The sequence below is a fragment of the Chloracidobacterium sp. genome (genome assembly GCA_016716305.1).
Classification (GTDB): domain Bacteria; phylum Acidobacteriota; class Blastocatellia; order Pyrinomonadales; family Pyrinomonadaceae; genus OLB17.
The window spans coordinates 2,207,115-2,220,036 of the sequence record JADJWP010000002.1 but is presented as its reverse complement, the minus strand read 5'-3'; the positions used below and the strand labels follow the sequence as shown (position 1 = coordinate 2,220,036).

Annotated in this window: 15 protein-coding genes; 11 read left to right on the top strand and 4 right to left on the bottom strand. The window is 51.3% G+C overall.

All coding sequences use genetic code 11. From position 1 onward, the window contains the following. The first annotated feature begins 375 nt into the window (after positions 1-375). The 7 genes from IPM28_12030 (at position 376) to mnmE (ending at position 6,212) form a co-directional block, all read left to right on the top strand. Positions 376-786 (top strand): hypothetical protein, encoded by a 411-nt coding sequence (locus IPM28_12030; protein ID MBK9173708.1) that lies wholly within the window; start codon positions 376-378, stop codon positions 784-786. Continuing rightward, the gene (locus IPM28_12025; GenBank protein MBK9173707.1) at positions 783-1,385 is read left to right on the top strand and encodes a phosphoribosylglycinamide formyltransferase; all 603 of its coding nucleotides are present in this window, start codon (positions 783-785) and stop codon (positions 1,383-1,385) included. Before IPM28_12030 ends, IPM28_12025 begins: the two co-directional genes overlap by 4 nt. A 108-nt stretch (positions 1,386-1,493) precedes the next feature. Further along, complete coding sequence (gene rpmH, locus IPM28_12020) at positions 1,494-1,640, top strand: 50S ribosomal protein L34 (protein ID MBK9173706.1); 147 nt, start codon at positions 1,494-1,496, stop codon at positions 1,638-1,640. A gap of 467 nt (positions 1,641-2,107) precedes the next feature. After that, positions 2,108-2,317, top strand: a complete 210-nt coding sequence (gene yidD / locus IPM28_12015; protein ID MBK9173705.1) for a membrane protein insertion efficiency factor YidD — start codon at positions 2,108-2,110, stop codon at positions 2,315-2,317. Between the two features lie 36 nt (positions 2,318-2,353). After that, complete coding sequence (gene yidC, locus IPM28_12010; GenBank protein ID MBK9173704.1) at positions 2,354-4,273, top strand: membrane protein insertase YidC; 1,920 nt, start codon at positions 2,354-2,356, stop codon at positions 4,271-4,273. Between the two features lie 37 nt (positions 4,274-4,310). Continuing rightward, the gene (locus IPM28_12005; protein MBK9173703.1) at positions 4,311-4,760 is read left to right on the top strand and encodes a hypothetical protein; all 450 of its coding nucleotides are present in this window, start codon (positions 4,311-4,313) and stop codon (positions 4,758-4,760) included. A 78-nt stretch (positions 4,761-4,838) separates the two neighbouring features. Next, positions 4,839-6,212, top strand: a complete 1,374-nt coding sequence (mnmE, locus tag IPM28_12000; protein ID MBK9173702.1) for a tRNA uridine-5-carboxymethylaminomethyl(34) synthesis GTPase MnmE — start codon at positions 4,839-4,841, stop codon at positions 6,210-6,212. Between the two features lie 17 nt (positions 6,213-6,229). Here mnmE and IPM28_11995 read toward each other — a convergent pair whose 3' ends face one another. Further along, entirely contained in the window at positions 6,230-7,168 is a 939-nt protein-coding gene (locus IPM28_11995) for a universal stress protein (protein ID MBK9173701.1), read from the bottom strand. A 245-nt stretch (positions 7,169-7,413) separates the two neighbouring features. Between IPM28_11995 and IPM28_11990 the strand changes: the two genes are divergently transcribed. Continuing rightward, entirely contained in the window at positions 7,414-8,820 is a 1,407-nt protein-coding gene (locus tag IPM28_11990) for a sigma-54-dependent Fis family transcriptional regulator (protein ID MBK9173700.1), read from the top strand. Beyond that, on the top strand, positions 8,821-10,746 hold the full coding sequence (locus IPM28_11985; protein ID MBK9173699.1) for a PAS domain S-box protein: 1,926 nt from the start codon (positions 8,821-8,823) through the stop codon (positions 10,744-10,746). It abuts the gene before it with no gap. On the opposite strand, the gene IPM28_11980 is transcribed toward IPM28_11985, so the two are convergent. Together IPM28_11980 and IPM28_11975 are read right to left on the bottom strand one after the other, a co-directional pair. Beyond that, on the bottom strand, positions 10,739-11,158 hold the full coding sequence (locus tag IPM28_11980; GenBank protein ID MBK9173698.1) for a hypothetical protein: 420 nt from the start codon (positions 11,156-11,158) through the stop codon (positions 10,739-10,741). The two genes, IPM28_11985 and IPM28_11980, sit on opposite strands and share 8 nt — an antisense overlap. Then, complete coding sequence (locus IPM28_11975) at positions 11,155-11,604, bottom strand: universal stress protein (GenBank protein ID MBK9173697.1); 450 nt, start codon at positions 11,602-11,604, stop codon at positions 11,155-11,157. The genes IPM28_11980 and IPM28_11975 overlap by 4 nt, the downstream gene beginning before the upstream one ends. Positions 11,605-11,744: 140 nt before the next feature. Between IPM28_11975 and IPM28_11970 the strand changes: the two genes are divergently transcribed. Both IPM28_11970 and IPM28_11965 read left to right on the top strand, forming a co-directional pair. Next, a complete protein-coding gene (locus IPM28_11970; protein MBK9173696.1) occupies positions 11,745-11,969 on the top strand; it encodes a hypothetical protein in 225 nt (74 codons plus the stop codon). Between the two features lies 1 nt (position 11,970). Next, positions 11,971-12,465 carry a pyridoxamine 5'-phosphate oxidase family protein gene (locus IPM28_11965; protein ID MBK9173695.1) on the top strand — a complete coding sequence of 165 codons (495 nt, stop codon included), beginning with the start codon at positions 11,971-11,973 and terminating at the stop codon, positions 12,463-12,465. Positions 12,466-12,531: 66 nt separating this feature from the next. Here the strand turns inward: IPM28_11965 and IPM28_11960 are convergent, their stop codons facing one another. After that, complete coding sequence (locus IPM28_11960) at positions 12,532-12,918, bottom strand: DUF5335 family protein (GenBank protein MBK9173694.1); 387 nt, start codon at positions 12,916-12,918, stop codon at positions 12,532-12,534. Positions 12,919-12,922 lie beyond the last annotated feature (4 nt).

Here is a 12,922-nt window from a genome sequence, read left to right as displayed (position 1 = left end):
CCAACTACGTAGACGACGGCTTCGTCATAGATGATTTGAAACAGATTGTTAGAAAAGCCGAAGGTGAAAAAATCTGCATGTGGTGGGTCCTAGAACATCCGCAAATTCCGCAATTGACTCAACGCATACTACGAAGCATCGAGTATTACAAAAGGAACCTCCCGAAATTTGTAGCAGACATGGGTTCGGATATCGTTGCAATTCGAGAATTTCGCACCGAGATCTACTTAAAATCTAACAAACAAATGGCCGTCGAGGGACATATCGTCGATGGTCGAGGTCGCGCTTACGTTTGTCCTGTATTTGACTTCTGAACCGACGGGGCACACTCGCTACCGCTCGTGTTTCCGCCTTTTGGCTCGATCCTCTAAAAATATGGAAAAAAACCGCTGGTGGCTAGCTATTCCATTCGCTCTTGGCGTGATGATCGTGAACGTTTTGATCAGCGTCCTGTGGGTGGCCGTTTACAGTATGTTCATCAATCCGGGACAGGACGAGGCATATTATCAGGCGTATGCCCAAACGAGCGCTCCGTATTCGAGCATCATCGCGGGGATACCGCTGATGTTTCTAGCCGGGCGTTGGATCGGCAGCAAGTTTCCTAAGAACAATAGCGTCAAAGCGGCGTTGTTCGTTTGGCTGGTGTATTTCCTCATCGATCTTGCCGTAATTGTCGCCGCCGGAGCATTGCTCGACATTGCACTCCTTTTCATTATTTCATTTGTAACGAAATTTGCCGCAGCCTATCTCGGCGGCCTTTCGGCCCAAAGACGCGCAACACAATGAAGATCGGAATACTAATCTCAGGACGCGGGTCGAATATGGTTGCGCTGGTTGACGCTGCGAAAAGCGACGAGATACCTGATTCGGAGGTTGTTGTTGTGATCAGTGATAATCCGGACGCTGCCGGTTTGTCGAAGGCCCGCGACCGCGGCGTTGAGGCTCTTGTGATTGAACGGAAAGGCCGTTCGCGGGAAGATCACGATCTTGAGATAGTGTCCGCATTAAGAGAGCGAGAGGTCGACCTGGTTTGCCTTGCGGGATATATGCGTCTGCTCTCGCCGGAATTCGTCAACGCTTTTCCTGCGCGCATCGTGAATATTCACCCGAGCCTTCTGCCGTCTTTTCCCGGCCTCGATGCGCAGCAGCAGGCGATCGACCAAGGCGTAAAGATCTCAGGCTGCACAGTGCATGTTGTTGACGAATTCTTGGATAACGGAGCCATCATAGTGCAGCAAGCGGTCGAGGTCAGGGACGACGATTCAGCTGAAACGCTTGCGGCGAGAATACTTGATCGCGAACATATCGCCTATGTCGAAGCTGTCAAAAAAATAGCAAGCGGGCGATTGCGGATCGAAGGCAGTCGGACTGTTTTTTCCGGTTGATCCTTTTGCCAAGAACAAACGACCGCCCCGTCCCCGCTTTGACAATATCCCTTATTTTCCCTTAAACTCTAGGTTTTCACTTTCGGGTGAATTTAATGGAGAGCAATTATGCCGAAGAGAACGTATCAACCAAACAACCGCCGTCGCGCGAAAAAGCACGGGTTCAGGGCGAGGATGGCGACCAAGAACGGACGCGCCGTTCTGAAACGCCGCCGCGCGAAGGGCCGCAAGCGTTTGACGGTTCATCACTATTAAGTTTTGGTTTACCGAAAGAGGCTCGGCTCGCTAAGCGTGCCGAGTTTCTGCGTGTTTACGAGCAAGGTTCGCGAATCGAAGGGCGTTATATGACGGTTTTCATATTGCCGTCGAATCGCATGTTGCAGCGGGTCGGTGTCACCGCAACTAAGAAGGCTATCGGCAAAGCGCATGACAGGAATCGAGCAAAGAGACTTCTCAGAGAATCTTTCAGGCTCAGCCGGGCCGAATTGGACACAGTGGAGACAAAGTTCGATTGGGTGATAAATGCACGCCGGAGCATTTTGCTTGTGAAGCTCGAAAAGCCGCTTGCTGAGTTTCGATCGATCGTGAACCGAGTGGCCGGCGGCGAACGGTCTTTTCAGCTGGATCGACGGCGGCACGTGAAGCATTTAGAGAATACTGACAAATAGGTCTGGCAAGGCGTTACGCTCATTGTATTGGTCTGGATAGGTAAGGCGATTAGGATGAAGTTTCTTGTTCTCGATCTGCTCGGCATCTATAAGGCGGTAGTTTCGCCATTTTTGCCACCTGCCTGCAGGTTCGAGCCGACGTGTTCGGAATACGCCCGAGAGGCGGTTGCCAGATATGGAGCGCTAAAGGGAACATGGATGGGTATCAAGCGTATCTTACGATGTCAGCCATTCTGTAAAGGCGGCCATGACCCGGTCGAGTGATCTTAGACCAAGATCTTCTGGTTCGCGATCGAAATAATGGATACAAGTAATAATCAAAACCAATATCGCTTCCTGACCGCGGCAGTTCTTTCAATGCTCGTGCTTTTCGGTTGGTCTTATTTCAATCCGCCGCCAAAACCACCTGCTGAAAACGCAAACACTGCGGCGAATACCGCTGAGTCAAACACAAACCCACTCCAGCCAGCACCGACGCCGGCCACAGTTCCCGAATCGACAACCGCCGCGCCCGACACGGCTCCGAATCGAACCATCACGATAAGATCTCCATTGTACGAAGTGAAGCTCGACTCAAAAGGCGGTGTCGCGACGAGCTGGATCCTTTTGAGAAACCGGACAGAGAAAGGCGACGACGAATTATATGGTGCCGGCTCGAATGGGACCATAACAAAGCCGCTGCAGTTGATATCCGAGAAGGCCCTTACATCGTCACCGCGTGAGGTGCCGTTCCGACTCTCCACGGATGACGCCAATCTGAATGCGATCCTCAATGAACGAAACTATGCGGTATCTGTAACTGAGGACGCGATCAACCTTGGTTCTGGTGAAGAAAAAGCCATCGAGTTTTCGCTGACTGATGCCAGCGGTATCGATGTTAAGAAGAGGTTTGTATTTCGGGCGGATAGTTATTTATCGGACGTCTCTGTCGATCTCAAACGCGGCGGTCTGCCCGTTCCGAACACGAAATTGCTCATCGGTGCAAGCATCGGCGATCACGCCATCAATCACCATACGTTTTACCAGATCGAGTCTGAGGCCGTCGCGGCCGTCGATGATGACATCGTTCGGCACCAGGGATACTACTCATTCGAATATAACGCGAATAATACAGCTTCATTGGTAGTTCCCGGATCGGTGAATTGGGCAGGCGTAGGCGACGCTTATTTTGCGATGGCTGCGATCCCGGCGGTTCGATCACAAGGCCTTGAATTGCGTGCTTCGAAATACGAGGTTCAGACAGAACCATTTTTCAGCAGTATTTTCCAATGGGTAATCAGAAACGCCGAGACCAAGGAAACGCGCCATCTGGTGACCGCGCACGTTCCGATAACCAGCGACGGAACGGTGACACAGGTATTTGCCGGTTCGAAAGACTATTTTCTTTTGAATACGCTCGACGCCCCGATCTCACAGGCAGCAGGTCGTGAAGTAGACATCGTCGACCTGATCAACTTTAGTAATTACAGCATCATTCGAGCGATCGTTAAGCCGCTCTCTATCCCGATCCTGTATGCACTCCATTTTTTCAATGGGATCACCCATAACTATGGTGTTGCGATCATTATCTTCACATTTCTGTTCTATTCGCTCCTATTTCCGCTTAGATGGAAACAGTCGAAATCCTTCAAAAAAGCGGCCGGCAATGCGCCGAAGATGAAGGAGCTTCAAGACAAAATGAAGGAGCTTCAGAAGAAAGGGGTGCCGAGCGACGATCCGCGGATGCGGCAGCTTCAGATGGATCAGTTAAAGCTGACCAAAGATGCTCTCCCGATCGGCGGATGCCTGCCGATGCTGCTGCAGTTTCCTTTACTGATTGCCTTCTATACCGCGATCACGATCTCACTTCAGGCTCGCATGGCGAGCTTTGCATGGATCCCCGACCTTTCGTCCGGCGATCCTTGGCATTTGTTGGAATTCGGCTTTGCGATCTCGATGGTGCTGGCAATGAAGTTCACACCAACAGGGCCGGCTGTAACGCCCGAACAGCAAATGCAGCAGAAGATGATGACCTACCTGATGCCCGTAATGATGCTTTGGATCATGTGGTCAGCTCCGTCTGGACTTCTTCTCTATTGGTTCTTTGGCAATATCGTCAGTTTCGGACAGCAAATGATCATCAATCATTACAATAAGCCGACGGAGCCGCCGGCAGCTGAAGTAGTCGAAACGATCCCAAAAAATGCAAAGAGAGTAAAGGCGAAGCCGGCAACATCTTAGTTCTGCGACGCTGGTCTTTTTGTGTAAACTCATTTGTATGAACGAAACATGTCAAAAGGCGGAGGCATTTTTGTCTGAGATCATCAACGATCTTGGATTCGAACTGAGCGTATCTGCACAATGGACCGAAGAAGGCTGCCTACTTGACCTCAGCGGTCCGGATTCCGGATTGGCTCTTTCGGAAAATGCCGAAATGCTTGACGCGCTTGAGGTGCTATTGTTCCAAATGTTCGGCCGCGAACTCGACCGTGAACACCGGATCATTTGTGACGCAGAAGGATTTCGTCGTTCACGAAAGGCTGAACTCCAGGCAATGGCACGATTTGCTGGCGATCAGGTGAGAAAGCAAGGCAGGCCGTTCACTTTCGGAGTTCTGAATTCTACTGAGCGCCGCGTCATCCATCTAACCTTACAACTCGAAGAAGATCTTGTGACCGAATCGGTGGGCTCTGGCCGTGACCGCCGGTTGCAGGTCAGGCTGAAATGACCTTTGCTAGTTCGTCGTTAGCCTCAGCAACGGTGTTCAGGTCTCTGAGACCTTCGTCACGAAATTCAGCACCAAGTTATGCGCGATACGATCGTCGCACTTGCAACACCACTTGGCCGAAGCGGGATCGGCATGATCCGTTTGAGCGGCGCAGACTCGCTTTTGTTGGCGAGAGCACTTTCGGGAAACCCGGAATTCTCACCTCGACCTAGAACTTCTTCTCTTAGAACGCTTTTCGATCCTGCAACCGATGAGGTTATCGATGAGGCGATCATTACATATTTCAAAGCACCGAATTCCTTCACGGGCGAGGACGTAATTGAGATCAGCTGTCACGGATCTCCGATCGTCTTGCGACACGTGATCGACATTTGTCTTTCTTTAGGAGCGCGAATGGCTGACCCCGGCGAATTCTCTTTGCGTGCACTCGCAAATGGACGAATGAACCTCGCCGAGGCGGAAGCGATCCGAGACCTGATCGATGCTCAGACGAAAGCGACCGCACGACAAGCGATCCGACAATTAGAGGGCGAATTTTCAAACCAGCTAACGCCGATAAAAGACGAACTATTGAATGTGATCGTGGTTCTCGAATCAGCACTCGAATTTGTTGAGGATGATCTGCCGGAGTTTCAGGCTTCGAGAATACGAGCCGGCATGACAAGGATCTCGGTAGAGATCGCTCAAATTGCCTCGACATATCAAGCGGGCAAACTGCTTCGAGAGGGGATTAGCGTCGCGTTGGTCGGCCGGCCGAACGTGGGCAAATCCAGCCTGTTCAACGCGTTACTTGGCACCGACCGGGCCATCGTTACAGAGATAGCCGGAACGACCCGCGACCAACTTCTTGAGCGGTTTACCATCAACGACATTCCGATCTCATTGATAGACACCGCAGGGTTACGCGAAACGGCCGACACAGTGGAGAGTATCGGGGTTGCGCGATCGAGAAAGACAATGGCAGATGCGGACCTCGTTGTAGTCTTGCTTGACGCTTCTGAACCGATAGGTCCTGAAGATCGTGAAATTATCGAGAGCGTAAAGGAATTAGATCACCTTGTCGTTCTTAACAAGATCGACAAGATCGAGATGAACGGTAAAAGCTCTGTCTGGAGTGCCGTTGACCCGACGGTGCCGGGTGACGCAATAAAGATATCGGCAAAGACGGGCATGGGCCTCGATGACCTGAAGAATGCCTTGATCGAACCAATAGGAATCGATGACAGGGACGTTTCAGGTTTTCTTGTTTCGGATGCACGCCACTTCGATCTGCTGAATCGCGCTCACAAGGAGGTCGAAAACTCGATCCTTGAAATGGACAAAGGCCTAAGCGAGGAGATCGTTCTGGTCGGCCTTCATAACGCGCTCAGATTTTTGGGACAGATCACCGGCGAGACCACAAACGAGGACATGCTGACCCGAATATTCTCGACTTTTTGCATCGGAAAGTAGGATTCAGTTCGGTGCTATCAGGCTTGCGTTCGAACGACCTCTACAGAGCAATGGGCCCTGCCGGCTACTGCAGCCGAAGTGCTACCGATCAAAAATCTCTCGAGCCTGCTTCCAAAGGCGTTTGCGCCAACGAATATCGTATCTGCATTCCAATGCTCGGATTCTTCGACCAAGACCGTTTTCGGGTTTCCGGAAACGATATGCAGCGAGGCCTTTAGCCCGACTGCTTCCAGTTTTCTCAATTCCGGCTGAGCTAGCTGCTCAAGCCATTCCCTTTCAGCGTCGTTCACATCGTCGATCGCACTCGCGATCGGCGGGACGAAGCGTCCGATCGCGGTCGGTTTCACCGGATCGGTCACCGCGATCAACCTCACCGCAGTCTCGGCAGGCCACGATCGAGCGGAAACGGCCTCTACAGCAGCTTGTGCACCCTTCGAACTATCGAATCCAACGACTATCCGGATCGGCGACGCATCGACTTCGATGCGACCCCTGGCCACCCGCACCGAACAGTGGGCCTCGGTGAGAACCTTTTGCGAAATGCTGCCGAGAAAAAACCGACTGATCGCTGATTGCCCGTGAGATCCGATCACGATAAGGTCGGGCTTGAAGTTATCGGCCATGGAAAGAATCTCCCAAGCAGGTGAACCGTACGTCGCCGACGATGTGATATTCCAACTGGGGATCATTGTCCGGAGACGTGTTTCGGCATGCGCAGCGAAGGTTTTGGTCTCGGTCAGCGCTCGTTCGCCTTTTTCCCGGTGACGCTGAACCAAGCTCACGATGTATGGATCGTCAGTTACGTGAATATCCTGATTCCCATTTGGCGGCGGCAACCAAACTTCGGCGACGGAAATGATCGACGCCTCGCCCGATTCCGGCAGACCTGCGCGTTTTAGGTCATCGATCGCCGCTTCAGAACACCTCGACCCGTCGTAAGCAACTAAAATTCTCATCCGTTTATCCCTTGCTTCGATTTTACAACAAGCAATCCGGGAACACGCAATGCATGTGCCATTAATGGGAATCAAGAATGCCGCGAACTGGACAAATGAACTCTTCAAACGCTGAACGGTGCGAGAAAATCCGCGCCTGGCTTTTGAATGTCACGCAGACGGCTCTAAAATGGAACTGTCACGAAGATTTGACGATTTTATTAGCGCCTGACCAAGTCGGGACAGATCACGTTCTCAAACCAACAATGAAAAAAAACCAGGAAAAGGTACTTATAGTCGACGACGAGCGATTCATACGGATGGCGCTTACGGAAGCACTACGCTCCTGGGAATACGATACCATCGAAGCTGATAGTGTTGCTGCTGCGCTTGAAAGGTTTGAAGCTGAAGAACCGGCGGTCGTTCTGCTTGATATCGATCTTCCCGATGGTTCTGGCTTGGACGTGCTCAAGACGATAAAAGAAAAACGGCCAGGTACTATTGCGGTGATGATCACCGGCAACGTTGATGTCGAAAATACGGTCGCTGCGCTTCGCGGCGGAGCTCACGATTTTATCGGAAAGCCCGTGAAGCTGGAGGAACTGGAAGTAACACTGCGAAACGCTTTTGAAACAAGGGCACTGCGTCGCGAAGTTGAAAGCGTAAGACGAGAGCGATCCGGCAAGTTCGGTTTCGATCAGATCATCGGTGAATCGGCGGTAATGCAAAAGGCCAAAGACCTGGCATTACGTATCGCGAGGTCTGATGTTTCGTCGATCTTGCTGCAAGGTGAGACAGGGACCGGTAAGGATCTATTTGCAAAGGCTATTCACTATGCATCTGAACGTGCGAGCGCTCCTTACCTTGCTATCAACTGCGCTGCGTTGCCCGCGACGCTTATCGAATCAGAATTGTTCGGCTACGAAAAAGGGGCATTTACCGATGCGAAACAACGAAAGGAAGGGTTATTCGAACAAGCGCAGGGCGGGACGATCTTTCTCGATGAGATCGGTGAGATGGAACTCGCTCTGCAGGCAAAGCTCTTGCGAGTTCTCGAAAATGGTGTCTTTCGCAGGGTCGGAGGACTTAAGGATATACCTCTTGATGTAAGAATCATTGCGGCTTCGAACCAGAACTTGAAAAAGGCCGGAGAAGCTGGGACTTTCCGGCTCGACCTTTATTTCAGACTTTCGGTCATTCAGATCGATATTCCACCGCTTCGTCTTCGGGGTGACGACATCGTTATGCTTGCGATGTATTACATCGAGGCTGCAAATCAAAAACGTAAAGGCCCAAAACTCAAAGGCCTTGCGCCTGACGTGAAAGCGATCTTTTACGGTTACGATTGGGCCGGCAATGTCAGGGAACTAAGGAATGTCATTGAGCGGTCAGCAATACTCGAGGACGGCGATATAGTCTCGACGACCCATTTGCCAAATGACATGCTGCTGCTATCAGGTGCTTCACAACGAACTGAGAACATGACAGGCATTAACCTCCCGCCCAACGGCATACCGCTTGAGTCGGTCGAAGCTGAGCTTGCACGGCAGGCCGTCGAACGAACCGGCGGCAATCTTACGCGAGCGGCAAAACTGCTCGATATATCGCGCGACCAACTTAGATACAAACTAAGAAAATCAGGTGATTACGAAACAGCCGCAAAGCAAGAATAAATGATCAGGACAAAAACCTCTGTCGGGAAAGCTGCAGTCACAGACAGCGATCGTGACCTTTTAAAGGAACTGTCAGATCTGAAGTTCGCTATCGATCAATCTGCGATCGTTGCGATCACAGATCAGACCGGGAAAATTACTTATGTGAACGACAAGTTTTGCGAGATCTCAAAGTACTCAAGGGCAGAACTGGTCGGGCAGGATCACAGGATAATCAACTCGGCATTTCACCCGCCGGAGTTTATCAGAGGCTTATGGAAGACCATTGCAAATGGGGGTGTCTGGCATGGCGAGATCAGAAATCGAGCCAAGGACGGCAGTATTTATTGGGTCGATACGACAATCGTCCCGTTCCTCGACAATGACGGAAAGCCGCTGCAATACATTGCGATCCGTTACGAGATCACGGAACGCAAGGCGGCGGAAGAGCGCATTCGCCAGCAGGCATCACTACTTGAAAAATCGCAAGACGCGATAATCGTCTGTGACCTAAACTATAAGGTCCTTTACTGGAATAACGGAGCCGAGCGCATCTATGGATGGAAGATCGGAGAGGTACTCGGGAAGTCGGTTTTGCTGATCTACGAAAACGGGCTTGAGAAACGACAGGCCGCGATCAAAGCCTCGCTCGAGGCAAGCAGTGAGTGGCGTGCACAAGAAAAACACATTAACAAGTCGGGCGAAAAGATCTTTGCTGAAAGCCGCTGGACACTGGTCAGAAATGACCAACACCAACCTGATTACATTCTGATCATTAATACGGACATCACCGAGAAACACCGTACCGAAGAGCAACTGCTCAGAGCCCAAAGGATGGAATCCATAGGGACTCTTGCGGGCGGCATCGCTCATGATTTTAACAACATCCTTTCGCCGATCCTGATGTCAGTAGGGATGCTTCAGGCAAAGACTAGGGATCCTGAGATGATCAGGTGGTTGGAGTTGATCCGACAAAGTTCGGAACGCGGGGCCTCGCTTGTGCAGCAGGTTCTGACGTTCGCTCGTGGGATGTCAGGCGATCGTGTCTCTGTCCAACTCAAACACATTATCAAGGATCTGATAAAAGTGCTCGACGAGACACTGCCAAAATCGATCACGGTCAAACAGAATGTCGATCCAGAACTTTGGGTAATATCCGCCGACCCGACGCAGTTGCATCAGGTGCTGATGAACCTTTGCATCAACGCCCGCGATGCAATGCCAAGCGGCGGTTCCCTGACACTGTCGGCAATGAACGTGACGATAGACGAAAATTATTCGCGAATGAATATCGATGCAGAACCGGGCCGATATGTGCTCGTGACCGTAAACGACACCGGCGGCGGTATGACGAATGACGTGCAAAAGCGAATATTCGATCCGTTTTTCACGACCAAAGAGATCGGCAAAGGAACAGGCCTGGGGCTCTCGACCGCGATCACGATCGTAAAGAGTCATGGCGGATTCATCAACGTATACAGTGAGCCTCAAAAAGGCACACAATTTTCCGTATACTTCCCTGCGGATCCGACGAGCGACATGGGTGCAAACGACGAGACCGTACCGGTGATGCCAAGCGGCAAAGGCGAAATGATACTTTTGGTCGATGACGAAGAGAATATTCGTCAGGTCACACAAGCTGCGCTCGAGTCATCAGGTTACGTTGTGGCGACTGCGAACGACGGAACGGAGGCGATCTCGATCTTCGCACAACGACACGACGAGATCGCAGTGATATTAACCGATATGGCGATGCCGTTTATGGATGGTATCGCGATGATCCGCGCAGCAAGAAAGATCGATCCGAATGTGCGGGTGATCGCAATGAGTGGCCTTATAAGCGCCGATCAAGCCGCGGAACTGACCGAACTGAATGTGAAGATGCGATTACCAAAACCGTTCACGGCGGAAGAACTTTTGAACGCAGTCAGCGATATCCTCAAATAGGATCGCTCGACTTGCGGGAAATAGAAGCTAGAAGCGGGCAGAAAACAAGAAAAACCAATCCGAGCGGCATTAGTGAACCGCTTGTAATGTCATATTCGGCAGCGATCCGTTGCCATGAAAAACCGAAAACAAATCGGCCGATCAACAGCTCGAAAGCGATCGTCAAAACCATCCAAAATAAACCGATTGCGACAAGGGCAAAAGGCCCATTGGCGCCGATCCACCGTATCAAAGATCGAGTTACCAAAAATATGATAGCCGCGCCGCTGAAGACCGCCATCTGACGTGCGCGAAATTCACCCACGGATGGCTCCAGGATCTGTATCCGAGCGATTCCATGAACCGTTTCGGCGAGAATTATCACGATCCAAACGACGGTCGCGCGTAGGAAGACCTTAGATGTTGCGCTCATTCCGCACTTTTTCGAACAACAATGACCGAGCAGGGCGCATGATTAACAACTCCGTTTGAGACCGACCCCAACATTCGCCCCCAGAAGCCTCTACCATGCGAGCCAACAACGATCAGGTCAGCGTTCCATTCCTTAGCAAATTCGACGATGCAATTTGCCGGTTTGCCGGTGAGAACCTCAGGAGAAACACTTGCTTTCTCGCAGCGATCCTTCATTCGTTCGACCGTGGTTTGTGCAAAGTGCTCGGCCTGTTTTCGAGCCGCATCCGCCATTGCTTGATAGTATTCCGGCGAAAGTGCAAATGGCTCGGCAGCGATCACCTGAACCTCCTCGAAAGCGCAGACCACACGGATCTGTGCTCCGTCGATCGAACCAAACATCTCGCTGCATTTGTCAGCAGCCGCATCGCTAAACTCTGAACCGTCTGTCCCTAGTATTATTTTCATCGATTTCAACTCCATTTGAACGCGCTGGCCAACGATTTTAGATTTTAGGACTCAACTTGACCGCCATTCCTACATCTTCACTCGCAAAGCTCGTGCCTCGCTGCTTGGGCGTGACCGCCAGTAAAACACTGGAGACAAGATTGAAAGCGCGAGCAGCATTGGGGCGTATATGCGAAAAATACCGCGCCGTCATCGGCAATCGCCAGTTGAACATCTCACCTGGAAATAATGACTTTGAAGCAAATAAGTTAGAAGGCAGCGAGGTCACATACGGCACGGCGATTGCCGATGGAACTGATTGGGCGTGGTATATTCGAAGGTACAAAGACCTGGTCGACTCCTCGAAGAAGAACCGGAGACAATAATATGATCGAGATCGAAGAAATGCGAACGAATGAGATCGAGGAACTGTTAAAAACGGTCGGTTACGGCCATCTTGCGACCGCTAGAAATAACCAACCGTACGTCGTCCCCGTTCATTACGCCTACGATAAACCGCTGATCTATGTATACACGACCGAGGGCAAAAAGTCGGAGATCATAAAGGTAAATCCACAGGTTTGTCTTCAGGTGGAAGACGTAAAAAGCAACCAGGATTGGAAAAGCGTGATCGCACTTGGTGACGCAGAACAAGTAAGCGATCCCGCCGAACGAGAGAGGGCGCTAAAGCTTGTAGCCGAGGTCAACCCGACACTGAGTCCGGCCGTTAGTATCCGATGGATGGACAGCTGGGTTCGCGAAAACATCGAAGTGATACTGAAGATCACGCCGCGAATGTTGACCGGCCGTGCAACGATCGCCAAGAGCGATACTGATGCGCCGCTCGCAGCGGGGGAACGAAGCCGTTCAAGCATCTACTAAAAATCAAAAGCACCTGAAGCCCCCGCTTCAAGCGCCCTTTAAAATGGTCGTGAACTTTCCGAACTTCTAAGAGATCTGCGTAATTCTGCCTCTCTCAACGACCATCGGAACGGCCGTTGGTTGTATGAACGAAATCAGCGTCTTCGTGCCGTAAGAGTCTTCGATATCAAGAATGCCGCCGTCCTTGTCGCTGTCTGCCTGAAGCAGTAGTTTGGCCGGGTTGAATATCGAGTGAGTGTGGTGGATGCTCGAGCCTGTGCCAGTCATCAGTTCGATCTTGTCAGATCCGTTTTCGCGTTCAAGTGCCAAGCCGATCAACGGCAGGCCTTCCGAAAGCACTTGCGCACCCGACTCGCTGCTTAGGACCTGAACGGTTGTCTGCCAGTCGAGTCGATCTCTTGAGATCTCATCGCAAAACACCTTCCAATCTTCTCTGGGTATTTCAGTTGTCATATCG

Bases quoted from the DNA above. Each gene is read 5' to 3' on its own strand.
- IPM28_12030 (MBK9173708.1), top strand. From the start codon at position 376: ATGGAAAAAAACCGCTGGTGGCTAGCTATTCCATTCGCTCTTGGCGTG.
- IPM28_12025 (MBK9173707.1), top strand. From the start codon at position 783: ATGAAGATCGGAATACTAATCTCAGGACGCGGGTCGAATATGGTTGCG.
- rpmH (MBK9173706.1), top strand. From the start codon at position 1,494: ATGCCGAAGAGAACGTATCAACCAAACAACCGCCGTCGCGCGAAAAAG.
- yidD (MBK9173705.1), top strand. From the start codon at position 2,108: ATGAAGTTTCTTGTTCTCGATCTGCTCGGCATCTATAAGGCGGTAGTT.
- yidC (MBK9173704.1), top strand. From the start codon at position 2,354: ATGGATACAAGTAATAATCAAAACCAATATCGCTTCCTGACCGCGGCA.
- IPM28_12005 (MBK9173703.1), top strand. From the start codon at position 4,311: ATGAACGAAACATGTCAAAAGGCGGAGGCATTTTTGTCTGAGATCATC.
- mnmE (MBK9173702.1), top strand. From the start codon at position 4,839: ATGCGCGATACGATCGTCGCACTTGCAACACCACTTGGCCGAAGCGGG.
- IPM28_11995 (MBK9173701.1), bottom strand. From the start codon at position 7,168: ATGAGAATTTTAGTTGCTTACGACGGGTCGAGGTGTTCTGAAGCGGCG.
- IPM28_11990 (MBK9173700.1), top strand. From the start codon at position 7,414: ATGAAAAAAAACCAGGAAAAGGTACTTATAGTCGACGACGAGCGATTC.
- IPM28_11985 (MBK9173699.1), top strand. From the start codon at position 8,821: ATGATCAGGACAAAAACCTCTGTCGGGAAAGCTGCAGTCACAGACAGC.
- IPM28_11980 (MBK9173698.1), bottom strand. From the start codon at position 11,158: ATGAGCGCAACATCTAAGGTCTTCCTACGCGCGACCGTCGTTTGGATC.
- IPM28_11975 (MBK9173697.1), bottom strand. From the start codon at position 11,604: ATGAAAATAATACTAGGGACAGACGGTTCAGAGTTTAGCGATGCGGCT.
- IPM28_11965 (MBK9173695.1), top strand. From the start codon at position 11,971: ATGATCGAGATCGAAGAAATGCGAACGAATGAGATCGAGGAACTGTTA.
- IPM28_11960 (MBK9173694.1), bottom strand. From the start codon at position 12,918: ATGACAACTGAAATACCCAGAGAAGATTGGAAGGTGTTTTGCGATGAG.